This window comes from Pseudomonas fragi (genome assembly GCF_900105835.1).
Taxonomy (GTDB): Bacteria; Pseudomonadota; Gammaproteobacteria; order Pseudomonadales; family Pseudomonadaceae; genus Aquipseudomonas; species Aquipseudomonas fragi.
Genome location: NZ_LT629783.1, coordinates 3,891,379 through 3,916,186, shown reverse-complemented (window position 1 = coordinate 3,916,186; position 24,808 = coordinate 3,891,379). Strand labels below are relative to the sequence as shown.

At 60.2% G+C, this 24,808-nt stretch carries 23 protein-coding genes; 15 read left to right on the top strand and 8 right to left on the bottom strand.

Translation table 11 applies throughout. The features are described 5' to 3' along the window. Positions 1 to 48 precede the first annotated feature (48 nt). Both BLU25_RS18000 and BLU25_RS17995 read left to right on the top strand, forming a co-directional pair. Positions 49 to 468 (top strand): hypothetical protein, encoded by a 420-nt coding sequence (locus BLU25_RS18000; RefSeq protein WP_029611210.1) that lies wholly within the window; start codon positions 49 to 51, stop codon positions 466 to 468. 28 nt (positions 469 to 496) lie between these two features. Beyond that, the gene (locus BLU25_RS17995; RefSeq protein ID WP_016779295.1) at positions 497 to 1,399 is read left to right on the top strand and encodes a cation diffusion facilitator family transporter; all 903 of its coding nucleotides are present in this window, start codon (positions 497 to 499) and stop codon (positions 1,397 to 1,399) included. 19 nt (positions 1,400 to 1,418) lie between these two features. Here the strand turns inward: BLU25_RS17995 and BLU25_RS17990 are convergent, their stop codons facing one another. Further along, positions 1,419 to 2,255: a DUF6515 family protein gene (locus BLU25_RS17990; RefSeq protein WP_083369757.1), complete on the bottom strand. Its 837-nt coding sequence runs from the start codon at positions 2,253 to 2,255 to the stop codon at positions 1,419 to 1,421. Between the two features lie 415 nt (positions 2,256 to 2,670). On the opposite strand from BLU25_RS17990, the gene BLU25_RS17985 reads away from it, so the two are divergent. Together BLU25_RS17985 and BLU25_RS17980 are read left to right on the top strand one after the other, a co-directional pair. After that, the gene (locus BLU25_RS17985; RefSeq protein ID WP_029611209.1) at positions 2,671 to 3,150 is read left to right on the top strand and encodes an Lrp/AsnC family transcriptional regulator; all 480 of its coding nucleotides are present in this window, start codon (positions 2,671 to 2,673) and stop codon (positions 3,148 to 3,150) included. A gap of 256 nt (positions 3,151 to 3,406) precedes the next feature. Continuing rightward, positions 3,407 to 3,616: a DUF2788 domain-containing protein gene (locus BLU25_RS17980; RefSeq protein WP_016779292.1), complete on the top strand. Its 210-nt coding sequence runs from the start codon at positions 3,407 to 3,409 to the stop codon at positions 3,614 to 3,616. On the opposite strand, the gene BLU25_RS17975 is transcribed toward BLU25_RS17980, so the two are convergent. The 4 genes from BLU25_RS17975 to BLU25_RS17960 all read right to left on the bottom strand — a co-directional run bounded on the left by BLU25_RS17975 (position 3,611) and on the right by BLU25_RS17960 (position 10,107). Further along, the gene (locus BLU25_RS17975) at positions 3,611 to 4,177 is read right to left on the bottom strand and encodes a pseudouridine synthase (RefSeq protein ID WP_166672938.1); all 567 of its coding nucleotides are present in this window, start codon (positions 4,175 to 4,177) and stop codon (positions 3,611 to 3,613) included. The genes BLU25_RS17980 and BLU25_RS17975 overlap by 6 nt on opposite strands. 136 nt (positions 4,178 to 4,313) lie before the next feature. Then, positions 4,314 to 5,786, bottom strand: coding sequence for an AMP nucleosidase (amn, locus tag BLU25_RS17970; RefSeq protein WP_016779289.1), 1,473 nt, complete (start codon positions 5,784 to 5,786; stop codon positions 4,314 to 4,316). Positions 5,787 to 6,013: 227 nt separating this feature from the next. Continuing rightward, complete coding sequence (locus BLU25_RS17965) at positions 6,014 to 7,663, bottom strand: acyl-CoA dehydrogenase family protein (protein ID WP_016779288.1); 1,650 nt, start codon at positions 7,661 to 7,663, stop codon at positions 6,014 to 6,016. Positions 7,664 to 7,737: 74 nt separating this feature from the next. Continuing rightward, positions 7,738 to 10,107: a hybrid sensor histidine kinase/response regulator gene (locus BLU25_RS17960; protein WP_016779287.1), complete on the bottom strand. Its 2,370-nt coding sequence runs from the start codon at positions 10,105 to 10,107 to the stop codon at positions 7,738 to 7,740. 284 nt (positions 10,108 to 10,391) lie between these two features. Here BLU25_RS17960 and BLU25_RS17955 point away from each other — a divergent pair, with 284 nt between their 5' ends. The 4 genes from BLU25_RS17955 to BLU25_RS17940 all read left to right on the top strand — a co-directional run bounded on the left by BLU25_RS17955 (position 10,392) and on the right by BLU25_RS17940 (position 13,918). After that, the gene (locus BLU25_RS17955) at positions 10,392 to 11,189 is read left to right on the top strand and encodes a hydroxymethylpyrimidine/phosphomethylpyrimidine kinase (RefSeq protein WP_029611207.1); all 798 of its coding nucleotides are present in this window, start codon (positions 10,392 to 10,394) and stop codon (positions 11,187 to 11,189) included. 17 nt (positions 11,190 to 11,206) lie between these two features. Further along, positions 11,207 to 11,830: a thiamine phosphate synthase gene (gene thiE / locus BLU25_RS17950; protein ID WP_016779285.1), complete on the top strand. Its 624-nt coding sequence runs from the start codon at positions 11,207 to 11,209 to the stop codon at positions 11,828 to 11,830. A 31-nt stretch (positions 11,831 to 11,861) separates the two neighbouring features. Further along, positions 11,862 to 13,145, top strand: coding sequence for a glutamate-1-semialdehyde 2,1-aminomutase (gene hemL / locus BLU25_RS17945; protein ID WP_016779284.1), 1,284 nt, complete (start codon positions 11,862 to 11,864; stop codon positions 13,143 to 13,145). 224 nt (positions 13,146 to 13,369) lie between these two features. Then, positions 13,370 to 13,918: a tetratricopeptide repeat protein gene (locus BLU25_RS17940; RefSeq protein WP_016779283.1), complete on the top strand. Its 549-nt coding sequence runs from the start codon at positions 13,370 to 13,372 to the stop codon at positions 13,916 to 13,918. 35 nt (positions 13,919 to 13,953) lie between these two features. Here BLU25_RS17940 and BLU25_RS17935 read toward each other — a convergent pair whose 3' ends face one another. Further along, positions 13,954 to 14,280 carry a DUF1820 family protein gene (locus tag BLU25_RS17935; RefSeq protein ID WP_016779282.1) on the bottom strand — a complete coding sequence of 109 codons (327 nt, stop codon included), beginning with the start codon at positions 14,278 to 14,280 and terminating at the stop codon, positions 13,954 to 13,956. 132 nt (positions 14,281 to 14,412) lie between these two features. Here BLU25_RS17935 and miaB point away from each other — a divergent pair, with 132 nt between their 5' ends. From miaB to lnt, 5 genes are all read left to right on the top strand, one after another. Beyond that, entirely contained in the window at positions 14,413 to 15,741 is a 1,329-nt protein-coding gene (gene miaB / locus BLU25_RS17930) for a tRNA (N6-isopentenyl adenosine(37)-C2)-methylthiotransferase MiaB (RefSeq protein WP_016779281.1), read from the top strand. A gap of 240 nt (positions 15,742 to 15,981) precedes the next feature. Further along, complete coding sequence (locus BLU25_RS17925) at positions 15,982 to 17,001, top strand: PhoH family protein (RefSeq protein WP_016779279.1); 1,020 nt, start codon at positions 15,982 to 15,984, stop codon at positions 16,999 to 17,001. Then, positions 16,994 to 17,455, top strand: coding sequence for an rRNA maturation RNase YbeY (gene ybeY, locus BLU25_RS17920; protein WP_016779278.1), 462 nt, complete (start codon positions 16,994 to 16,996; stop codon positions 17,453 to 17,455). The genes BLU25_RS17925 and ybeY overlap by 8 nt, the downstream gene beginning before the upstream one ends. A 38-nt stretch (positions 17,456 to 17,493) precedes the next feature. Further along, on the top strand, positions 17,494 to 18,333 hold the full coding sequence (locus tag BLU25_RS17915) for an HlyC/CorC family transporter (RefSeq protein WP_016779277.1): 840 nt from the start codon (positions 17,494 to 17,496) through the stop codon (positions 18,331 to 18,333). Between the two features lie 21 nt (positions 18,334 to 18,354). Further along, a complete protein-coding gene (lnt, locus tag BLU25_RS17910; protein WP_016779276.1) occupies positions 18,355 to 19,878 on the top strand; it encodes an apolipoprotein N-acyltransferase in 1,524 nt (507 codons plus the stop codon). A gap of 165 nt (positions 19,879 to 20,043) precedes the next feature. Here lnt and BLU25_RS17905 read toward each other — a convergent pair whose 3' ends face one another. Both BLU25_RS17905 and BLU25_RS17900 read right to left on the bottom strand, forming a co-directional pair. Then, on the bottom strand, positions 20,044 to 20,805 hold the full coding sequence (locus tag BLU25_RS17905; RefSeq protein ID WP_016779275.1) for a YdcF family protein: 762 nt from the start codon (positions 20,803 to 20,805) through the stop codon (positions 20,044 to 20,046). A 158-nt stretch (positions 20,806 to 20,963) separates the two neighbouring features. Beyond that, positions 20,964 to 21,248, bottom strand: coding sequence for a hypothetical protein (locus BLU25_RS17900; RefSeq protein WP_016779274.1), 285 nt, complete (start codon positions 21,246 to 21,248; stop codon positions 20,964 to 20,966). A 235-nt stretch (positions 21,249 to 21,483) separates the two neighbouring features. Between BLU25_RS17900 and leuS the strand changes: the two genes are divergently transcribed. Continuing rightward, positions 21,484 to 24,090, top strand: a complete 2,607-nt coding sequence (gene leuS / locus BLU25_RS17895; protein WP_083369756.1) for a leucine--tRNA ligase — start codon at positions 21,484 to 21,486, stop codon at positions 24,088 to 24,090. Positions 24,091 to 24,179: 89 nt separating this feature from the next. Then, positions 24,180 to 24,785 (top strand): LPS-assembly lipoprotein LptE, encoded by a 606-nt coding sequence (locus tag BLU25_RS17890; protein WP_016779272.1) that lies wholly within the window; start codon positions 24,180 to 24,182, stop codon positions 24,783 to 24,785. Positions 24,786 to 24,808: the final 23 nt, after the last annotated feature.

The window sequence follows — 24,808 nt, the reverse complement described above, 5'->3', positions numbered from 1 at the left end:
GGCGAACAGTAATGATCCTGTCCTTTGAGCATGTTTGAGGTTTTTTGTATGCGTATGCCTTCGCGAGTAATCGGCGGTGTCGTGGTTGCGGCACTGTTCACCCAACTGACTGCCTGCGGCAGTATTTTCTTCCCTGACCGGCGTGGCCAGATCGACGGCAAGATCGACCCCATGATTGCCGTGCTGGATGCCGTGGGCCTGCTGTTTTATGTGATCCCGGGGCTGATCGCCTTCGGTGTCGACTTTGCCACCGGGGCCATTTACTTCCCGCCGGGCAAGACCGCACAAATCGCTCCGGAAAAACTGCGCGAAGCCATCGGCGCGGATGGCAAGGTGGATAACGCCAAGCTGCAGGCCATCCTCGAAAGCGAATTGGGCCGCAGCTTCCCGCTCAACGACCCGCGCCTGATCCAGCACAAGGGCAGCGCCCAGCAACTGGCCATGTACGGCTTGCAGCCAGCGGCCTGAACCCTTTGCCCATCACCAAGGATGCGCCATGACCGGCAGCCCGGAACACGCCCGCCTGTTACGCCTGGCCACCCGCGCATCGGTGGCGGTGGCCAGCCTGTTGATCGTAACCAAGGCCATCGCCTGGTGGCTCAGCGGTTCGATCAGCATGCTCGCCGGCCTGACCGACTCGCTGCTTGACGGAGTGACCTCGTTTCTCAATTTGCTCGCGGTACATTACGCGCTGCGCCCCGCCGATGAGGACCACCGCTACGGCCACGGCAAGGCCGAGTCGCTGGCGGGCATGGCGCAAGCGCTGTTTATTGGCGTGAGTGCGGTGCTGATCGCCTTCCAGGCGGTGGAGCGGCTGAAAAACCCCGAGCCGGTGGGCGCGCCCTGGATCGGCATTGGCGTGATCGTGTTTTCGCTGCTGATGACCGTGGCGCTGCTGGTGCTGCAACACCGGGTGATCAAGGCCACGGGGTCCAACGCGGTACGCGCCGACTCGCTGCATTACCGCTCGGACCTGATGCTCAATGGCAGTATTTTACTGGCGCTGGTGCTGGCCAGCGTGGGCTTCCCGCAGCTGGACGCCTGGTTTGGCCTGGGGATTGCGGTGTACATCCTGTGGAGCGCCATCCAGATCGCCCGTGAGAGTTTTGCCGTGTTGATGGACGAAGAGTTGCCTGTCGATGTCAGCGAGGACATGCTCAAACTGGCCTGTGCCGTGCCCGGCGTGTTGGGCGCCCACGACCTGCGGACACGGATCTCGGGCAATATCTGGTTTGTGCAGCTGCACCTTGAGCTGCCGGGCGAGCTGACCCTGTCCGCGGCCCACGCCATCTGTGACCGCGCCGCTGAAGCCATCGCCAAGGTCTACCCGCGGGCCGAAGTACTGGTGCATGCAGACCCGAAGGAAGTGGTCAAACCGAGGCTGAGCAAGGCCCCGTAGCAGCTGCGTTGGTTTCAAGTCAGTTCGCCACCTGATATCCACGACTGCTCAAACAACTGCCCTGCGCCTGCCGATAGGCTTGCACCACTTGCGCAGCTGGAGCGTAAGTCGCCTTGGCCGGGTCGAAGCCGCTCTGTTCTACAGCCCAACGGTAGCAGTCGTAGCGATCCTGACCAATTTGTGCAGGGCTTTGACCGTTCATCGGGTAAGCCACCATCTCATAGTTATTGCTCACGGGCTGCTGATTGGCCGCCGGAGGCTCAACCACGACGTAGTCCCGGGTCGCAGGTTGATAGGCGTAATACGCCCCTGCCGCAAGAAACATCAAAGTACTGCCAAACCAGACTTCCCTCGCATAATCAGGCAAAAAACCTACGCGCAACCCATATGGCGGCTGCACAACGATGTAACGCGGGCCTTGGGGGCGATACCAGTAGCCGCCTGAAAAGTAGTAATTCTGACCGCGATATGGCACTTGCCAGTGTTGACCGGGGAATCGGTCCACCACATTGCCCGGGCGATATTGCGGCCCGGGCCCCCAGCCATTGCCATGCCCGGACGGGCGACCGGCCCAGCGCTGATCATTGGGATGACGGTTATCCGCACCGGGGTTGTAACCGCCAGCATGCCAGTTCTGATTGCCCCCCCGGTTCGGCGACTGAGTCTGCTGCACCCTGTCGGGGCGCTGCTGGATCGGCAGGTTATTACCGTGCTGGTTCGGTCGCGGCTGGTTGGTGGCTTCGCCCTGTGGCCGAGCTTGCCAACCGCCATCCCCCCGCTCATCGGCCAACAACTGGCCGCTGACACTCACACAGAGCACGCCAACTGTAGCCATCTGCCAGATGCGCGATTTCATGCTGTTACTCACTATGGGAAAGAGCCTAAACATAAGACTGAAAATTCGAGAACCGGTTCTACACCGAACAGTCAGTGACGCAACTTATTTTTGCCAGACGAAAAAAGGGCGACCCGTCGGTCGCCCTTTGAATTTTTTCGTCCTGGCTCAACACTTGTGATGTTGGCTCACCTCGCTCCGTCTTCTGGACAGTGCGCAGCCCGGGGGCCGGGGCAACCCTGTGGGGTTGGCGGCCGCGGCTGGCCTGATTCGGCGGGCCGCAGTGGACTCTATGTCCGGGCAGTGATTCTGGTTTAAAGAATAGGCGTTTGGCCGCAGCAGGCGATTGCGAAGATTGCTCGATAAAACATTACTTGCGCAATTTTTGACTTAAGGTGGATACTTTCACGCAATAGTTATGACAAAGGGTAACTTCGTGAGCAAACTCGACCGGTATGACCTGAGCATTTTGGCGGAATTGCAGCGTGACGCACGCATCTCTAACCAGGAACTGGCCGAGCGCATCGGCCTGTCACCATCCCCTTGCTCACGCCGTGTTAAACAGCTTGAGGATGACGGCTACATCAGCCGCCAGGTAGCACTGCTCGACCGCAAACTGCTGGGCTTGAGCCTTACGGCCTACGTTCTGATCGGAATGGACCGACATACACCAGAGCGTTTCGAGAATTTCGAAGCCTGCATCCGCGCTTTGCCGCAGGTGCTGGAGTGCAGCCTGGTGACCGGGATGGACGCCGACTACCAGCTTAAAGTGGTGGTTGCCGACATGGACCACTACCAGAAACTGCTGCTGGGCGAGCTGACCCGCATCGAAGGCGTGACCAGCGTGCGTTCCAGCTTTGTGCTCAATCAGGTGCTTAACAGTACAGAACTGCCGTTAACCCATTTGCGCACGTGAAAATAAAACCTGTAGCAGCTGCCGAGGAACGAAGGCTGCGTTCGGCTGCGAAGCAGTCGTAAAATCAGCACACGCGACTCTTCAGTTGTACCGTGCAGTCTGATCTTGCGATTGCTTCGCAATCGAACGCAGCCTCGTGCCTTCGGCAACTGCTACGGGGATAGCGACACCCTCTCACTACCCAGATCAATATCCCCCCCACTTCCCTGGCGTATACTCCTACGGCTTTTTCCCATGATGTCGCCGGAGAATACCGATGGATCCTGCCGTACTTGAAGAATGGATGATGACGATTCTGGTCAGCGTGCTGATCATTTTCATGGCTTTTATCGTCTGGGATCTGGCCAAAAAGTCCAAGGCCGGGCGCTTCGGTTCGATGATCCTGTTTTTCGTACTGGGCCTGGGCGTTGCCGCGTTCATCATCAAAAGCGTGGTCATCGGCCTGATCGAATCCGGCGCGCTATAGCCGCGCCGGCACTTCCCGGTATTGCCCCTGCTCCAGCCCTTCAATCGTCCAGTCACCAATGCGCACCCGCACCAGGCGCAAGGTCGGCAGGCCCACTGCAGCGGTCATGCGCCGCACCTGACGGTTGCGCCCTTCACGGATCACCAGCTCGAGCCAGGCCGTGGGGATACTCTTGCGAAACCGCACCGGCGGGTTGCGCGGCCACAGTTGCGGCTCGTCCAAGGCTCGGGCCTCGGCGGGCAGGGTCTTGCCATCATTGAGCTCAACACCATCGCGCAATTGCTGCAGTTGCTCCGCTGTGGGCTCGCCCTCGACCTGCACCCAGTAGGTCTTGGGCAACTTGTGCTTGGGGTCGGCAATCCGCGCCTGTAACTGGCCATCGTTGGTTAGCAGCAACAACCCTTCACTGTCCCGGTCCAGGCGCCCGGCGGGGTAGATCCCCGGGATCGGGATAAAGTCCTTGAGCGTGGCGCGCCCGCCTTCGTCGCTGAACTGGGTCAGCACATCGAAGGGTTTGTTGAACAGGTACAGCTTGGGCTCGGCTGGCGGTGCCTTGGCCACACGGCGGTTGGCAGCTTGCGGGTTGGGGCTTTTGGTGGCCGGACGGCGCGGGGCGGGACGGGACATGACTAAAAAGGACATCTGGCGATCAGGGCTGGCAATGCTAGCCCCCGGACCGCCAAATGACCATCACCGATCAACGGAACGGCGGTTCGTCGAAGCTGCGCAGTTTGCGCGAGTGCAGGGAATTGAGCTGACCGCGCATCAAATCCACGGCGGCAATACCGATTTTCAAATGCTGGCTGACCGCGCGCTCGTAGAAGGCGTTGGCCGAACCCGGCAGTTTGATTTCACTGTGCAGCGGTTTGTCCGACACACACAGCAGCGTGCCATACGGTACGCGCAAGCGATAACCCTGGGCAGCAATCGTGCCGCTTTCCATATCCACGGCCACGGCACGGGACAGGTTGATCAGCGGACGCTCCTGAGCCCAGCGCAGCTCCCAATTGCGGTCGTCATAGGTCAGCACGGTGCCGGTGCGCAGGCGTTTTTTCAGTTCGTCGCCACGCTCACCGGTGACCTGTGCAGCAGCCTCCTGCAGCGCCAGCTGGACTTCAGCCAGGGCCGGAATCGGAATGTTCGGCGGCACGACCCGGTCAAGAATGCCGTCGCGGCGCATATAAGCGTGGGCCAACACATAGTCGCCGATGGTCTGCGACTGGCGCAGGCCGCCACAGTGACCGATCATCAACCAGCAGTGCGGGCGCAGAACGGCCAGGTGGTCGGTGATGTTTTTCGCGTTGGAGGGGCCGACGCCGATATTCACCAGGGTCACGCCATGGCCATCACTGGCCTGCAAGTGATACGCGGGCATCTGATAGCGGTGCCACACCACCCCCGCCGCAATGGCCTGGGCTTCGCCGTAGTCCATCGACTTTTCGATGATCACGTTGCCCGGCATTACCATGCGCACAAAACGCGGGTCATCGCGCAGTTGCTCAAGGCCGTGAAGGATGAACTGGTCAACATAACGGTGGTAGTTGGTCAGCAGGATCCACGGCTGCACATGGCGCCAGTCGCTGCCGGTGTAATGCACCAACCGGCGCAGGGAAAAATCGACCCGCGCCGCATCGAACAACGCCAGCGGCAACGGATCGGTGTTCTCCCAATCGTACAGGCCATCAGCAATGCCATCAGTGGCAGCGGACAGGTCGGTGCTTGGGAACACTCGCGCCAGCGCTGCGGCCGTCACGCCGGAGCCGGCCAGCTCATCACCTTGTTCGACGACGTACGGGTAAGGAATGTTTTGTTCACTGACACCGACTTCTACCTCAACGGTGAAATCGCGCATCAACGGCACCAACTGCTCCAAAAGGTAGTTACGGAAAGAGGAAGGATGGGTGACGGTGACGCTGTATGTGCCGGGCAACTGGACCTTGGCATACGCACGGGTGGTGGTCGGCACTTCACCGTTGATACGGTAGGTCAAACGCAATTCGGGATAGCGAAACAGCGCGCGTTCTTGCGCAGAAGGTTCGACCCGATCCTTGAGATAACGCTTGAGGGCCTGGCTCAAGGCCGTGGTTGCGCGTTCGTGCAAAGCGGCAAGGCGATCAACGGCCTCTTGCGCGGTGGAAACGACAATAAAAGCTTCGGTCACGATAAGCATCCTGTCTTCTGAACGGGCAGGCCTTTATCTTGCCTGTATCGATGGCTAATGGCAGCTACAAAATTGCCTGTTAGAGATTTCCTGTGGGAGCCGGGGGATAACAGAATACTGGCGGCCATACGCAAATCAGTGTGGGAGCGGGCTTGCCCGCGATGGTATCAACGGGGTCTGCCAGGCAAACCGCACCGTCTGCATCGCAGGCAAGCCAGCTCCCACAGGGCCAGGGCTCAGGCCATCTGCGGGGTTGAGCGGGCAACGATGGCGGCCACGTTCAACCCCCGTGGCAAGGTGCCGTACACCCGGGCGCGACCCTGTAGCCGACTGCCGATAAAGGCGTCGCTGACGTCGCTGTTGCCCGCCTCCAGCAGCAATTTTGCCTGCAGGCCCAGGGCGATGTCTTCGGTCAGTTGGCGGGCGCGGTACTGGATGTCATCAGTGTCCGTAAACGCGTTTTTAAGCTGCGCAATGTGCTGCGCCAAACGCCTGTCGCCATGCCCGTCGCCCAGCTCGGCAAACAGCGCATCGAGCACCCCCGGCTCTTTGGACAAGGCGCGCAACACGTCCAGGCACTGCACATTACCCGACCCTTCCCACGTTGAATTGACCGGTGCCTCGCGGTACAGGCGCGGCAGGATGCTGTCTTCAACATAGCCCGCGCCGCCCATGCATTCGGCCGCTTCATTGATCATGGCCGGGGCCCGCTTGCAGATCCAGTACTTGCCCACTGCAGTCACCAACCGCGAAAACCGGGCCTCCTGCGGGTCATCCAGATGGTCGAGCGCCCGCCCCATGCGCAGGCTCAGGGCCAGTGCGGCTTCGCTCTCCAGTGCCAGGTCGGCCAGGACGTTCTGCATCAGCGGCTGCTCCGCCAGCACCCGGCCACCGACCAGACGATGGGCACAATGATGGCTGGCCTGGGTCAACGCCTGACGCATCAAGGCGCTGGAGCCGACCATGCAGTCGAAACGAGTCATGGCGACCATTTCAATAATGGTCGGCACGCCACGGCCTTCTTCGCCGATCATCCAGGCCAATGCCCCACGGAACTCAACCTCGCTGGAGGCGTTGGAGCTATTGCCCAGTTTGTTTTTCAGGCGCTGGATATAAAACTCGTTGCGGCTGCCATCCGGTCGATGGCGCGGTAGCAAAAAGCAGCTCAGACCCTTGTCGGTCTGGGCCAGGGTCAGAAAGCCATCACTCATCGGCGCCGAGCAGAACCATTTGTGCCCCAGCAGTTCATAGGCCTGCCCCGGTCCCTTGGCGCCCACGGGGTAAGCCCGGGTGGTGTTGGCGCGCACGTCGGTGCCGCCCTGCTTTTCAGTCATGGCCATGCCCAGGGTCACCCCGGCCTTTTGGCTGATATCGATATTGCGCGGGTCATACTCGGTGGCCAGCACTTTGGGCAGCCAGATGGCAGCGAGGTCCGGTTGCAGGCGCAAGGCCGGCACGCTGGCGAAGGTCATGGTCAGGGGGCAACCGCTGCCCGCTTCGGCCTGGCTGTGCAGGTAGGTCATGGATGCGCGGGCCACATGGGCGCCGGGTTGCGGGTCGGTCCAGGGCAAGGTCGGCAAGCCGTGTTCAATCGCCGTGCGCATCAGCTCATGGTATGACGGATGAAATTCAACCAGATCGATCCGATGGCCATAACGGTCATGGCTGACAAACTGCGGCTTGTTTTCATTGGCCAGAAAGCCCGCAGCCATCAACGGCCCACCCGCCAGGGCACCGTACTCGTCAATCCGCCCCTGTGCCCAACCTGCGCCGAAATGCTGGCTCCAGTGCTGGAGTGGCAGGTCAATGCGATACAGATTGACGTCGTCCAGGGACGGTGGCTGATTGGTCACCTGATGGGTTTCAGCGTATTGATGCAGGTTCATTGCGCGGGCTCCTGTGGCTCATGCCAATAAGCCAGTGAAGCACGCATCTGAACCTGAACAAGTGGCATAAACGCCTAAAACTCGGCGTTTTTACCATCCTCTTCAATCAATAAGCGCTGGCACAAGGTGTGCTGCAGGTCTTCAAAGCGCAGCGGCTTGAGCAGGTAATCGGTGATGCCATCCACCTGTTCAAGGGCTTCACGGGCCTCGGCCTCGGCGTCGAACAGAGCCAGTACGGGCAGTTGCGCGCACGCGGCCAGGGTCAGCAACTGGCTGCCCATCGAGGTGCCCGACACCTGGGCCAACGGGCACGCCAGCACTACCGCGTCCACCCGCTCGCGGCGCAGGGCTTCGATCGCCGCCTGGCCCGTATCGACACCCAGCACGCGGTAGCCCAGCTTGAGCAGCATGGCGCGTACCACGGCCGGGCTGACCGGGTCTTCCACCAACAACACGACACACTCACCCGGCGCACGCATCAGTGTGGGGCTATGCACCTGGAGGGGGGGCGCGGGCTCCAGCTCCAGCAACAATTGAAACTGTGAGCCGTGCCCCGGCAGCGAATGATGAGTCAGGCGCCCGCCCAGCAGTTCCACCAGGCGCCGGCAAATCGCCAGGCCGATACCCAGGCCACCATATTCGCGGGTCATCGAGCCATCAACCTGGAAAAAGTGCTGATACAGCTCGGCTTGCTCCTGGTGAACAAAACCGATGCCGGTGTCGATCACATTGAACGCCAGCGCCCAGCGCCCCGACTCGCCGGGTTTGCCGGTGACACGCACAAGCACGACCCCTTCACGGGTGAACTTGATGGCGTTGTCCAGCAGGCACTCAAGGCACTGACGGATTTTATCGGCATCACCCACCCAATGATCGGACAGCGTGCGTGTCACCTCATAGGAGAATGCCAGCCCTTTGCTGCGTGCCGCAGGCCCGAACTGCTCGCTCAGCCCTTGCATCAAGTCATTCAAACTGAACGGCCGGGCGCGCGCCACCAGCCGCCCTGCCTGCAGCTCTGTCAGGGTCAGGATGCCATTGACCATATGCATCATTTCCCGCGCCGAGCCTTGCGCGGTCTGGGTGTACTGCTCAAGCTCCGGCCCCATGTCCAGGGTCTTGATCAGCTCAAGAGAACCAATCACACCGTTCATCGGCGTGCGCAATTCATGGGTGACGGTCGCCAGGAATTCGTCCTTGAGCTGGTTGGTGCGGGCCAGTTGCTGGTTCATCGCCGCCAGCTTCTGCCCGGACTCCTGCAGGGTACGCGCCTGCAGGTCACGCATGGCATTGATGCGGTCGGCCAGCGCCAGCGACAGCAGGCCCACCTCAATCGCCGAACCGATCTGGCTGGCGTACATGGTCAGGAACACATTGGGCAAATAACCCAGCACCATCAGCGTATTGACCAGCCCCCCCAGCAAAAAAGCCGACCAGGCGATCACGAAGTAGCGCGCCACCCGCAGGCCGCGAACCCAGGCCACCACACCGGCAGTAAAAATGGTAACGATAAAGGCCAGCGCCAGGCCCGTGGCCAGACGCAATGACACGGCATAACTGGTGGTCAGTGCGAGCACCATCACCAGCACGCCAACGGCCATCAGCACCATCAGTGCCCGATCAAGCCAGCGGCTGTGGGAGGCGGTATGCAGGAAGGAACGGGCAAACTGGCAGCCGAAGAAGGCCGATGCACCAATCAGGAACGGGGTGGAGGCATTGGCCCACCACGGGTTGTTCGGCCAGAAGTACTGCACTGCCGCACCGTTGACCGACAGCTGGTACAGACCGAACGAAGCTATATAAAAGATGTAGTAGAGGTAACTGGTGTCACGCACGCTTAGGTAGATAAACAGGTTATAGACCAGCATGCCCAGCAACACGCCGTAGATCAGGCCCAGGATGTAAATGCGCACGGGCTGCTCTTCGAGGTAGGACTGCGCCGACCACAGTGTCAGTGGCGCCTGCACCGAGCCCTGGCTGGCCAGGCGCAGGTACACCGTCTGGCTTTGTCCCGGGCTGAAGTTGAGCTCAAACAGGTAGTTGTTTTCTTTGATCTGCCGGCTGTCGAAGGGCAGCGCATCGCCGGTGCGTTCTGCAAGCCGGTAATTGCCATCGGCATCTGCCAGGTACAGTTCGATGGAATCCAGCGGCGGGTAGGCCAGCTCCAGCAGCCAGGTGCGATGCACTTGCGGGTCCCGGGGCTGGTACTGCAGGTCAATTTTGACCCAGAAGGCCGAGTGCGAGTAACCGGCGTTAAGTGTGTCTTGGGTATGGGGCTTGAACAGTTCGTCACGCGCGGTGATATCGGCCAGGGTTGCCTCGCCACCGGTGTCTTCAAACACTTGCATCACGCGGCCCAAGGGCAGGCTTTGTGTGGTTTCGTCAAAAGCGACTGCGCTGGCCAGCATCGGTAGCCAGCCCAAAAACATCATCAGCAAATAGCGCATACAGCCCCAACGTAGCTCGCCCGGTGACCTGCGCGATCTCATCTTCCCTTCAAGATCACGTCGACCGAACGACCGGTTATTAATTTAAAGGCACTTTAACATAGCCCTTAATGGCACATACACACTAGGCAACAAAACTATTAGACCCCTCTAAACCGGGCATTACAGAGGCCCATATAGATTCAGACGCAATTAACCCGAGCCGATTTAAACACTGTAAACGGCATCTGGCAGAGCACCTGGCAAGCGCCGCCAAAAACAGTTTGGTGGTAAGCTCGCGCACCATGAATATCTACAGTTCTCGCCCCGTTGTCCTCTGTCTCTCCGGCCATGACCCCAGTGGGGGTGCCGGCTTGCAGGCAGATATCGAAGCCCTGCTGGCTCAAGGCTGTCACGCCGCCCCGGTGGTGACCGCCCTGACTGTGCAGAACACCGTCAATGTCAGCGATTTCCGCGTGCTGGACCGTGAGTGGGTGCTGGCGCAAGCCGCTGCCGTGCTCGGCGATTCCACGGTTGCGGCGGTCAAGCTGGGCATGCTCGGTTCACTGGAGATGGTCGACACCGTGGTCGAACTGCTGCAGGCCAACCCGCATCTGCCGATGGTCTGCGACCCGGTGCTGCGCGCAGGCGGCGGCGGACGACTGGGCAAGGACGAAGTGGGCTACGCCATGCGCGAACGCCTGCTACCCCTGGCCACCATTGCCACTCCCAACCTTCCCGAAGCTCGCATCCTGGCCGAACTGCCCGAGGGCAGCGCCGATGAGTGCGCCGAAAAACTCCTGCCGTTTTGCCGCCACCTGCTGATTACCGGCGGTCACGGTGATGAGCACGAAGTGCATAACCGCCTGTACAGCCGCGACGGCAGCCGCCACACCTTCACTTGCCATCGCTTGCCGGGCAGCTACCACGGTTCGGGTTGTACCCTGGCCAGCACCCTGGCCGGGCGCCTGGCCATTGGTGAAGAACTGGTCAGCGCCGTGCAAACCGCGCTCAACTATACGTGGCGCACCCTGCGTGATGCCGAGCAACTGGGCCAGGGGCAATTTGTACCGCGCCGCTTGCCACTGGATTTTTGCTCATAACCAATGAGGCTCACCCCATGACGCTTCGCGGTCTTTATGCAATCACCGACAGCCAGTTACTGGCCGGCAAACTGCTGCCCTACGTTGAGGCGGCCCTCGATGGCGGCCTGACACTGTTGCAATATCGCGACAAAAGCAACGATGACGCCCGCCGCCTGCGCGAGGCCCAGGCGCTGCTGGATTTGTGCCAGCGCTACAAGGCGCACTTGATCATTAACGACGATGCCGAACTGGCCGCGCGCCTGGGTGTTGGCGTTCACCTGGGGCAAACCGACGGCCCGCTCACGCCTGCCCGTGCCCTGCTGGGGTCACAGGCGATTATTGGTTCGACCTGCCACAGCCAGCTCGAACTGGCCGAACAAGCGGCCAAAGAGGGCGCGAGTTATGTCGCCTTCGGCCGGTTTTTCAATTCCAGCACCAAACCCGGGGCGTCCACCGCGACCCTCGAAGTGCTGGACCATGCCCGCGCCCGCCTCAACCTGCCGATCTGCGTGATTGGCGGCATTACCCTGGACAACGCCGCGCCGCTGGTGGCCCACGGTGCCGACCTGCTGGCCGTGGTGCATGGCCTGTTCGGCGCCGAAAGCGCCCGGGAAGTCACCCTGCGCGCCAAGGCCTTCAACACCTTGCTGTCCATTTAAATACCGAATCCTGATTCAGAGAGAGCCCTCCATGTCTCGTTCCGAAACCCTGTTTGCCAATGCCCAAAAACACATTCCCGGTGGCGTGAACTCGCCCGTGCGTGCGTTCAAGAGCGTGGGCGGCACGCCACTGTTCTTCAAGCACGCCGAAGGTGCCTACGTCACCGACGAAGACAACAAGCGCTATGTGGATTACGTTGGCTCGTGGGGCCCGATGATCCTGGGCCACAGCCACCCGGACGTGCTCGACGCCGTGCGTGCGCAACTGGAACACGGCCTGTCATACGGTGCCCCAACCGCGATGGAAACCGAGATGGCCGACCTGGTATGTGCCATCGTGCCATCGATGGAAATGGTGCGTATGGTCAGCTCCGGTACTGAAGCGACCATGAGCGCCATCCGCCTGGCGCGGGGTTTCACCGGCCGCGACAATATCCTCAAGTTCGAAGGCTGCTACCACGGCCACTCCGACAGCCTGCTGGTAAAAGCCGGCTCCGGCCTGTTGACCCAGGGCGTGCCAAGCTCGGCCGGGGTGCCGGCAGACTTTGCCAAACACACCCTGACCACCGAGTTCAACAATATCGACGCCGTTGCCCAGCTGCTGAGCGAAGTGGGCGACACCGTGGCCTGCATCATCGTTGAGCCGGTGGCCGGCAACATGAACTGCGTACCGCCTGCGCCGGGCTTCCTGGAAGGCCTGCGCAGCCTGTGCGACCAGCACGGCGTGGTACTGATTTTTGACGAAGTGATGACCGGTTTCCGCGTAGCCCTGGGTGGTGCCCAGGCCCACTACGGCGTGACCCCGGACCTGAGCACGTTCGGCAAGATCATCGGCGGCGGCATGCCGGTCGGCTGCTTTGGCGGCAAACGGGAAATCATGCAGCACATCGCCCCCCTGGGCCCGGTTTACCAGGCGGGCACCCTGTCCGGCAACCCGCTGGCCATGGCCGCAGGCCTGACCACCCTGCGCCTGATCAGCCGCCCGGGCTTCCACGCCGAGCTGAGCGACTACACCACCCGCCTGCTCGATGGCTTGCAGCAGCGCGCCGATGCAGCCGGCATCCCCTTCGTCACCACCCAGGCGGGCGGCATGTTCGGCCTGTACTTCAGCGGCGCCGATGACATCGTCACTTTTGACGACGTGATGGCCAGCGATGCCGACCTGTTCAAGCGTTTCTTCCACCTGATGCTTGAAGGGGGCGTGTACCTGGCCCCAAGTGCCTTCGAAGCCGGTTTCACCTCGATCGCCCACGGCGAAGCCGAGCTGCAACTGACCCTGGACGCTGCAGAACGCGCATTTGCTGCACTGAAGTGATGCCCAAAAACGGCAGGGGCCAGCGCCCTTGCCGTTTTTTTATGCCGGTAATGGGCTGATCTTTTGACCCTCCCGTCCAAAATCGTCTTAAATCAATGGATATCGCGCCCAGGCAGCAGAAAAACGAGTAAAGACTTTGTAAGGTTGCCTCCGCTTATTTCATAATGCGCGCCTATACATCCCATGATCGGGTTAACCCGTCATCCAGAGGTACGTCGATTCCCATGAACCGCACCGGCCGCGCCCTTGCACTGGGCTGCCTGTTGCTCCTACAGCCGTTGCTTGCCCAGGCAGGCGGTAACTCGTTGTTGATCCCAGCGATGGGTCGCTGCACCCTCAATACACAGCCTGAAGACCTCGCAGAGGCACTTGCAGCCTGTGAAGAGGCGGCAAAAGCCGGGGATGCAGAAGCCGAATACGAGTTGGGCGAGTTCTATTACGACGGTAAAAACACCCCGCAAGACTTCAACAAGGCACTGAGTTACTTCGAAAAAGCCTCGCTGCAAGGCCACGCCATGGCCCAGTTCCAGCTCGGCACCATGTTTTTCAAGGGCGAAGGTGTACCCGCCAATAACATTCAGGCTTACATCGTGTTGAAAATGGCCGCGGTCAATGGCGCAGAAGACGCGCTGGACACTGCCGACCTGGTAGCCGAGCAAATGCCGCGCGACCAGCTCGAAACCGCCACCCAGATCCTGGGGCAGATTTTCCGCAAGTATTTGCAGGAGCTGCAATCAACCGATGCCCGCTCGCCGTTTTCGCCGCTGCCTTAACGGCTCACTTGTTGCCGTAACGCATATTGACGGGCTTACTTGTCCGGCATCGGAAACGGAAACGGCATCACATTGCTGACACCCCGCGCTTCGCTGATTTTCGGCGTACCCAGCCGCTCAACCTCATCAATACGCACAATCGAGTGCATCGGCACAAAGCTGCGCACCACGCCTTCGAACTGGGCCTTGAGCTTTTCTTCGCTGGGGTCGACGACCATTTGCGTGCGCTCACCGAAGACGAATTCCTCGACTTCCAGAAACCCCCACAGATCACTTTGATAGATCTGCTTGGCGTACATTTCGAACACCTGGCCCTGGTTGAGGAAAATCACCTTGTAGATTGGAGCTTCACGTTTGGTCATGGTGGGCGGGTAAGCATCTGGAGGTAAAAAAGAGGGCGCGAACTATAGCATAGCCATCAGACGCGCAGCGCTAGGAACCAACGGCTATGCCCCCTATAATGCGCGGTTCTTTGAACCACTTGATGAACACCCATGGCCAAGAAGCTTTACATCGAAACCCACGGTTGCCAGATGAATGAGTACGACAGCTCGCGCATGGTCGACCTGCTGGGTGAACATCAGGCCCTGGAAGTCACAGCGCGCGCCGAAGACGCTGATGTCATCCTGCTGAATACCTGCTCGATCCGTGAACGTGCCCAGGACCGCGTGTACTCGCAGCTGGGTCGCTGGCGCGAACTGAAACTGGCCAACCCCGAGATGGTGATTGCCGTGGGCGGTTGCGTGGCCAGCCAGGAAGGCGCGGCAATCCGTGATCGCGCCCCGTATGTGGACGTGGTGTTCGGCCCGCAAACCCTGCACCGCCTGCCCGAAATGATCGACGCTGCGCGCATCACCAAGCTGCCGCAGGTGGATGTGTCGTTCCCTGAAATCGAAAAATTCGATCACCTGCCCGAGCCACGCATCGACGGCCCGAGCGCCTACGTTTCGGTGATGGAAGGTTGCAGCAAGTACTGCACATTCTGCGTGGTGCCCTACACCCGTGGCGAGGAGGTCAGCCGACCGTTCGATGACGTGCTGGCCGAGGTCATTCACCTGGCCGAAAACGGCGTGCGTGAAGTGACCCTGCTTGGCCAGAACGTCAACGGCTACCGTGGCCTGACCGAAGGCGGCCGCCTGGCCGACCTCGCCGAGCTGATCCGCGTGGTAGCCGCCATCGACGGCATCGAGCGCATCCGCTACACCACCTCCCACCCGCTGGAGTTCTCCGACAGCCTGATCCAGGCCCACGCCGAAGTCCCCGAGCTGGTCAAGCACCTGCACTTGCCGGTGCAATCGGGTTCGGACCGCATTTTGTCGGCGATGAAGCGCAACCACACGGCGCTTGAGTACAAGTCCAAGCTGCGCAAACTGCGCGCTGCCGTACCGGGCATCTGCATCAGCTCCGACTTTATTGTCGGCTTCCCGGGCGAAACCGAAAAAGACTTCGAGCAGACCATGAAGCTGATCGAAGACGTGGGCTTCGACTTCTCCTACTCCTTTGTCTACAGCCAGCGCCCGGGCACCCCGGCAGCGGACCTGTCCGACGACACCCCGGAAGAGCGCAAGAAAGAGCGCCTGAACGCCCTGCAACATCGCCTCAACCAGCAGGGTTTCGAGATCAGCCGCCAGATGGTCGGTTCCGTGCAGCGGATCCTGGTAACCGACTACTCGAAAAAAGACCCTGGCGAATTGCAGGGCCGTACCGAGAACAACCGCATCGTCAACTTCCGCTGCGACAACCCGCAGCTGATCGGGCAATTCGCCGATGTGCATATCGATGCCGCCCAGCCGCACTCGCTGCGAGGCTCGCTGCTAAATTAGGCAGCCTGAGGCGAACCCTGTAGCAGCTGCCGCAGGCTGCGTTCGATTGCGAAGCGATCGTGAATGCTGAGAGCACGGTTTTTCTGAAACAACGTGTTGAGCAATTTCACGACGGCTTCGCCGCCGAACGCAGCCTGCGGCAGCTGCTACAGGTGATTTGCAGCGAAGTCCTTTCACGCTCGACCTGCTAGCGTTATCCTTGATTTCATCTCAATTGCCTAAGGGCGGCTAAATACGACCTTGAACGCACCCATCGAACCACATCGCTTCCTTCTCGAGCCCTTTGAGGCCCGCCGTTTCGCCAATCTGTGCGGGCAATTCGACGAGCACTTGCGCTTGATCGAGCAACGCCTGACGATCGAAATCCGCAATCGCGGTAACCAGTTCGAACTGATCGGCGACCCGAAAATCACTTCCTCGGCAGAAAACCTGCTGCGCCGCCTGTATCGCGAAACCAAGGCCACCGAGCTTTCGCCGGATATGGTGCATCTGTTCCTGCAGGAATCCGAAGTCCAGGACCTGGCCAGCAACCCGGTGGCCGAAGCCAGTGTTTCGCTGCGCACCAAAAAAGGCATGATTCGCCCTCGCGGTATCAACCAGCAGCGCTACGTCAAGGAAATCCTGGGCAACGACATCAACTTCGGCATTGGCCCGGCGGGTACGGGTAAAACCTATCTGGCTGTGGCCTGCGCAGTTGACGCCCTGGAGCGCGAGCAAATCCGCCGCATCCTGCTGGTGCGCCCGGCGGTCGAAGCCGGTGAAAAGCTCGGTTTCCTGCCGGGTGACCTGTCGCAAAAAATCGATCCGTACCTGCGCCCGCTCTACGACGCGCTGTACGAGATGCTCGGCTTTGAATATGTGGCCAAGCTGATCGAGCGCCAGATCATCGAAGTGGCTCCGCTGGCCTATATGCGCGGTCGCACGCTGAACAACAGTTTCATCATCCTCGACGAAAGCCAGAACACCACCGTCGAGCAAATGAAAATGTTCCTGACCCGTATCGGCTTTGGCTCCACCGCCGTGATCACCGGTGACATTACCCAGATCGACCTGCCAAAAGGCACCAAGTCCGGGCTCAATCACGTCATTGAAGTGCTCAAGGACGTGCCGGGTATCAGCTTTACCCACTTCCAGTCCAAAGACGTCGTGCGCCACCCGCTGGTGCAGCGCATCGTAGAGGCCTATGGCCGCTACGAACAGGAAGCCGCCGACAAGCTGGCCGCACTGCCCGCTGCAAAGGATTACCGCCACGATGCTTGAGCTTGACCTGCAATTGGCGACCGACGCCAGTGCCCCCAGCGAAGCCCAGTTCCGCCAATGGTGCGAACTGGCTTTGCGCCAGCGCAGCGCCGATTCGGAAATGACCATTCGTCTGGTAGACGAACCCGAAGGCCGTGAGTTGAATCACACCTGGCGCCAGAAAGACTACGCCACCAACGTGCTGTCCTTTCCGGCCGATGTGCCCGATGAGTTCCTCGATATCCCGCTGCTGGGCGACCTGGTGATTTGCGTGGCCGTGGTCGAGCGCGAAGCCGCCGAACAAGGCAAAAGCCTTGAGGCCCACTGGGCTCATCTGGTGATACACGGCTGCTTGCATCTTCTGGGTTACGACCATATAGAAGACGAAGAAGCCGAAGAAATGGAAGCGCTAGAACGAACGTTGCTTGCAGAATTGGGTCACCCTGACCCCTATGCAGACGACGAAACCGAATAACACCCACTGAAACTACCAAGGGATACGAGTAAATCGCTATGAGCGAAGACCGATCGAGCAACGGGCAAAAGTCATGGTTAGGTAAGCTGACCCAGGCCTTTGCCCATGAGCCGAAAAACCGCCAGGAGCTGCTTGAGCTGCTGCGCGAAGCACATCAGAACAAACTGTTGGACAGTGAAGCGCTGGCCATCGTCGAAGGCGCCATTCAAGTGGCTGACCTGCAGGTCCGGGACATCATGGTTCCGCGCTCGCAGATGATCAGCATCAAGGCGACCCAGACCCCCCGCGAATTTCTCCCGGCGATCATCGATGCGGCGCACTCGCGCTACCCGGTGATCGGCGAAAGCCACGACGACGTCCTCGGCGTCCTGCTGGCCAAAGACCTGCTGCCGCTGATCCTTCAAGAGAACGGCGACAAGTACAACATCAAGGATTTGCTGCGTCCGGCGACATTTGTTCCCGAGTCCAAGCGCCTTAACGTGTTGCTGCGCGAGTTCCGTGCCAACCACAACCACATGGCCATCGTGATCGACGAATACGGCGGTGTGGCGGGTCTGGTGACGATTGAAGACGTTCTGGAGCAGATCGTCGGCGATATCGAAGACGAACACGATGTCGAGGAAGACAGCTATATCAAGCCGCTGCCCAGCGGTGACTTCCTGATCAAGGCACTGACCCCGATCGAAAACTTCAACGAGTTCTTCGATACCGAATTCTCCGACGACGAGTTCGACACCGTGGGTGGCCTGGTCATGAGTGCATTCGGGCACTTGCCAAAACGCAACGAAACCACTGAAATCGGCCCTTACCGCTTCCGCATCCTCAATGCTGACAGCCGCCGGATTCATTTGATTCGTCTCACGCCTATTGCCCGCTAAACCTCAACACCAAGGATTGAAATGCGCTGGATAACCTCCCCCGGCTGGCCCGGTAACTTGCTGGCCGTGGTGGCCGGCGCACTGACAACCCTGGCGTTGGCCCCCTTCGATATCTGGCCATTGGCACTGGTGGCCCTGGCTCTGTTCTATCTCGGTTTGCGCGACCTGTCGCCAAAACAAGCCCTGGGCCGTGGCTGGTGCTTCGGTTTTGGCCTGTTCGGCGCGGGCACCAGCTGGATCTACTACAGCATCCACCACTTCGGCGGCGCTTCTGTGCTGCTGGCCGGCTTCCTGATGCTGTTGTTCACCGCAGCCATTGCCTGGTTCTTTGCCCTGCCCGCCTGGCTATGGGCACGCTGGATCCGCCGCAACGAAGCACCGCTGGCCGACACCCTGGCATTTGCTGCGCTGTGGGTCGCTCAAGAGGCCTTCCGCGGCTGGTTCCTCACCGGTTTTCCGTGGCTGTACTCCGGCTACAGCCAGCTCGACGGCCCGCTGGCCGGGCTCGCGCCATTGGGCGGCATGTGGCTGATTTCGTTTGCCCTGGCCCTGAGCGCAGCCCTGCTGTGCAATCTGCCACGCCTGATCAAGGCCAGACGCAAGGCTTTTGTCGCCGCAGGCGTGATCTTGCTGATCGGCCCCTGGGTTATCGGCCAGGCACTCAAGCACCACGCCTGGACCAGCCCATCGGGTGACCCGCTGAGTGTGGCGGCGATCCAGGGCAATATCGAACAAAGCATGAAATGGGACCCGGCGCAGGTCAATGCACAGCTGGCCCTGTACCGCGACATGACGTTCAGTTCAAAGCGTGTAGACCTGATTGTATGGCCAGAAACCGCCGTCCCCGTGCTCAAGGAGAACGCTGAAGGCTTTTTGAGCATGATGGGGCGCTTTGCCGCCGACCGGAATTCCGCGCTGATTACCGGCGTGCCGATCCGCCAGGAAGTGCGCCATGAACCGCGCTACTTCAACGGCATCACGGCCGTAGGCCAGGGCGACGGGGTTTACCTGAAACAAAAGCTGGTGCCGTTTGGCGAATACGTGCCGCTGCAGGATGTACTGCGCGGCCTGATCGCATTTTTTGACCTGCCAATGTCGGACTTTGCCCGCGGCCCCGCCGACCAGGCGATGTTGCAGGCCAAGGGTTATCAGATCGCGCCATTAATTTGCTATGAGGTGGTGTACCCGGACTTCGTCGCCGGGCTTGCGGCCCAGAGTGACATCCTGCTGACCATCAGCAACGACACCTGGTTCGGCACCTCGATCGGGCCGCTGCAGCATCTGCAAATGGCGCAGATGCGCGCCCTGGAAGCCGGGCGCTGGATGATTCGGGCCACCAACAACGGGGTCACGGCACTGATCGACCCGTTTGGGCAAATCACCACGCAGATTCCGCAGTTCGAGCAAGGCATCCTGTATGGCGAAGTGGTGCCCATGCATGACCTCACGCCTTACCTGCAATGGCGCTCCTGGCCGCTGATCATCCTGTGTGTCTTGCTGATTGGCTGGGCGCTGGTCACCAGCCGGATTGCCAAGACGGTCTAAGCCAGCCACCTGCACCCACACTGTTCCCTGCGGGTTCGGACTGTGTGGGCGCCGCAAAACCTGTGGGAGCTGGCTTGCCTGCGATGGCAGCAGCGCGGTTTGCCTGTCAGACCGCGCCGCCTGCATCGCGAGCAAGCCCGCTCCCACATGAGTTCATCGACTTAACTAGCGATAAAACAACGGATAGGCAATCTGCCCCACCGCCTCATTGATCAACAACCCGGACTGCCAGAACGCTTTGTACTCCGGCATCCAGCCCCCCAGCGGCCGCGCGTTGTCGGCACTGAAAAAGCCCACCGGCGCCGGCACCACTTCAAAACCAGCCTTTTCAAAACTCCAGACCGAACGCGGCATATGCCAGCCGTGAGTCACCACGACTACGCGTTTGATCCCCAGCGGCAGCAGAATGTCGGCGGTCATTTTGGCGTTTTCCCAGGTAGTACGGCTTTGTTCTTCTTTCCAGCGTACTTGCACGCCGAAGTCATCACGCAAAGAGTCCGCCATCAACTGCGCTTCACTGGGCGGCGAGCCGTAGTGCAAACCTCCAGTCGTCAGTACCGGCAAGCCCGAGGCCTTGGCCAGTCGCGCGGCATAACGCTGGCGCTCAAGACCAATGCCCGTCGGCTGATCACTGCCCCAGGCCGGATCACCCCGCTCACGCCCCGAACCCAACACTACAATGGCATCGGCACGCCGGGCCAACGTCGACCACTCGCTCTGCGCCAGCGGCGGCTCGCGCTCCAGCACCCGGGCGCCCCATTCCACCATTACCGGCAAGCTCATCAGCCAGAAACCGCCCAGCCCCAGGGCAAACAGCACGCCCGCCACACGCGGACGCGAACGCCGCAGCCACCAGGCAAGCACCAGGAGCAAGATCAAAATGCCGGGAGGCAATAGAAGTTGTTTAAAAAAATATCGAATAGGCATCGAGCATCTCCAAAGATGCCCGAAGCCTAAGGGGGTTGAGTGAGCGCATCAATAACGCAGGTGAGAAACCCAAACACAAACGCGTGATGCATCAACCCGGGGTACGACCTGTTTTGATACGGCTTTTGTTAAAGGCCGGGCCTGATTCGCCGTATGGCCTAAGCTCCCTGCACCCTGTCTTTGAGCCAGATGACCTTGGCTCTGGGGGCATCCTGCATGTTCACGCTGCCTTGCGAGCGTTTGACTGCCTCACGCCCGATCCGGTTCAAATAGAGGTTGATCAACTCCAGCTCGGCATGACTCAAGCCTCGCAATTCCAATTCGACTGGGCGTTCATCTCGCAATACGACAGCCGTCTTTGCTGAATCAAGAGCCATACTTAAACGATCAATCAGCCGCTCATACACTTGCGATGTTGCTACGCTGCGTTGCAACTCTGCCATCCGTCCACCTCATTTAAGGAAATGAATCTCCCCCAAAGGAGAGCTTAGCTGCGCATCTAAAAGCGGCGTGCTGCTGCGACCAACGGAGTGATGAGGCAATCAGGGTTTCCCTCGATAGAGCGGGGTCATGTATGCTACGGGACTTCCTGTAACCCCTGCTCCAACCTGACCGGGCAACACTGTCGCCGGTCTATGTTGAAGAGGATTAGGCCACCCTTTATCAGTACAAGTAGCCATGCACGAACAATATCAGCCCCGTGAAATAGAAGCCGCCGCCCAATCATTCTGGGACAACCAAAAGTCCTTCGAAGTCAGCGAAGATCTAGGCAAAGAGACGTTCTACTGCCTATCGATGTTCCCGTACCCAAGCGGCAAGCTACACATGGGGCACGTGCGCAACTACACCATCGGTGACGTGATCTCCCGTTACCAGCGCATGCTTGGCAAGAACGTTTTGCAGCCGATGGGCTGGGACGCCTTCGGCATGCCGGCCGAAAACGCCGCGATGAAAAACAAGGTCGCGCCGGCCAAGTGGACCTACGAAAACATCGCCTACATGAAAACCCAGCTGCGCAGCCTGGGTCTGGCCGTTGACTGGTCCCGCGAAATCACCACCTGCAAGCCGGATTACTACCGTTGGGAACAATGGCTGTTCACCCGCCTGTTCGAAAAAGGTGTGATCTACCGCAAGAACGGTACCGTTAACTGGGACCCGGTAGACCAGACCGTTCTGGCCAACGAGCAAGTGATCGACGGCCGTGGCTGGCGTTCGGGCGCGGTGATCGAAAAACGCGAAATCCCGATGTACTACTTCAAGATCACCGCTTACGCGGATGAACTGCTTGAAAGCCTCGACGACATGCCGGGCTGGCCCGAGCAGGTCAAAACCATGCAGCGCAACTGGATCGGCAAATCCCGCGGCATGGAAGTGCAGTTCCCTTACAACGTCGAGTCCATCGGCGCAGCGGGCGCACTCAAGGTCTTCACAACTCGCCCCGACACCCTGATGGGCGCTACCTACGTCGCCGTGGCTGCCGAGCACCCGCTCGCCACCCAGGCCGCGCAGGGCAACCCTGAGCTGCAGGCGTTTATCGCCCAGTGCAAGGGCGGCAGCGTGGCTGAAGCCGACATGGCCACCCAGGAAAAAATGGGCCTGCCGACCTCGCTGTTCGTCGAGCACCCGCTGACCGGCGAAAAACTTCCGGTCTGGGTCGCCAACTATGTGCTGATGCATTACGGCGACGGCGCAGTAATGGCGGTACCGGCACACGACGAACGCGATTTCGAATTCGCCACCAAGTACAACCTGCCAATCAAGCCGGTTGTGCGCACCAGTGCTGGCGACGAGTCACCTGCTCCCTGGCAGGACGCTTACAACGAGCACGGCCCGCTGATCAACTCCGGCGAATTTGACGGCCTGGATTTCGACGCTGCCTTCGCCGCCATCGAAGCCGCCCTGACCGCCAAAGGCCTTGGCCAGGCGCGCACACAGTTCCGCCTGCGCGACTGGGGCATCAGCCGTCAACGCTACTGGGGCTGCCCGATCCCGATCGTGCATTGCGATACGTGCGGCGACGTGCCGGTGCCTGAAGCCCAGCTGCCAGTGGTCTTGCCAGAAGATGTCGTGCCCGATGGCGCCGGTTCGCCACTGGCACGCATGCCTGAATTCTACGAGTGCAGCTGCCCTAAATGCGGCGCACCGGCCAAACGCGAAACCGACACGATGGACACCTTCGTCGAGTCCTCGTGGTATTACGCCCGTTACGCCTCGCCGCACTATGAAGGCGGTCTGGTCGAAAAATCGGCGGCAGACCACTGGTTGCCGGTCGATCAGTACATCGGCGGTATCGAACACGCCATTTTGCACCTGCTGTACGCGCGCTTCTTCCACAAGCTGATGCGTGACGAAGGCCTGGTCAGCTCCAACGAGCCGTTCAAGAACCTGCTGACCCAGGGCATGGTGATCGCCGAGACTTACTTCCGTACGCTGGACAACGGTGGCAAGGATTACTTCAACCCGGACGACGTGGAAATCGAACGTGATGCCAAGGCCAAGATCATCGGCGCCAAGCTGAAGACCGACGGCCTGCCGGTGGAAATCGGCGGCACGCAGAAAATGTCCAAGTCGCTGAACAACGGTGTTGACCCGCAATACATGATCGAGCAGTACGGCGCAGACACCTGCCGCCTGTTCATGATGTTTGCTTCGCCGCCTGATGCCAGCCTGGAATGGTCCGACTCGGGTGTTGAAGGTTCGCACCGTTTCCTCAAGCGCGTCTGGCGCCTGGCCCATGCCCATGTAGGCCAGGGCCTGCCGGGTGCACTGGATATCGCCAGCCTGACCGATGAGCAAAAAGTCATCCGCCGCGCCATCCACCAGGCTATCAAGCAAGCCAGCCAGGACGTTGGTCAGCACCACAAGTTCAACACCGCTGTCGCCCAGGTGATGACCGTGATGAACGTGCTCGAAAAAGCACCGCAAGCCACTGAACAAGACCGCGCCCTGCTGCAGGAAGGCCTTGAGACTGTTGCCCTGGTGCTGGCACCGATCACCCCGCACATCAGCCATGAGCTGTGGAACCAGTTGGGGCATGCGGGTGCAATCATCGACGCTGCATGGCCAACCCTGGACGAAAGCGCGCTGGTTCAAGACACCCTGCAACTGGTTATCCAGGTAAACGGCAAACTGCGCGGGCATATTGAAATGCCAGCCAGCGCCAGCCGTGAAGAGGTTGAAGCCGCAGCCCGCGTCAATGAGAACGTGTTGCGCTTTACCGAAGGCCTGACGATCCGCAAAGTGATCGTGGTACCGGGCAAACTGGTCAATATCGTCGCCAGCTAATTGGAACAGGCGCCCGTGCCAAGCGCGGGCGCCCAACAAGACCTTCAGGGCCGCTCAGTCGGCTTCTCTGGTTTCAATGGGAGCAACACATGATCAAACGCAACTTGCTGGTGATGGGTCTCGCTGTTCTGCTGAGCGCCTGCGGCTTTCAGCTGCGCGGCACCGGCACCAACCAGCTGACGATCACCGAACTCGACGTCAGCGCCCGTAACGCCTACGGCGATACTGTGCGCCAACTGCGTCAGGTACTGGAAAACAGCGGCGTTAAAATCACGCCAAACGCCCCCTACAAGCTGGTTCTGACTGACGAGAAAGAAACCCAGCGTGCGGCCAGCTACACCGGCAACACGGGCACCGCCGAGTATCAGTTGAACAGCGTGGTCAACTACGAAATCCAGGGCCAGAACCATCTGGTGCTGCTGAGCAACAAGGTTGAGGCCTACAAGGTTTACCTGCAGGACGGCAGCAACGTGGCCGGCAGCAACCAGGAAGGCGTGATGATCCGCAAGGAAATCCGTCGCGACCTGATCCAGCAACTGGTTCTGCGCCTGGAGCAGTTGACCCCGGCCCAGCTGGAAACACTGCAGCAGCAAGCCGAAGCGAAAGCCAAGGCTGAAGCCGACGCCATCGAAGCTGCGCGCAAGGCTCAAGAGGAAACTCCTCAACAGTCGCCTCTCGAACTGCAAAACCAGTAAGGCATACGGGGCGCTCAAGCGCC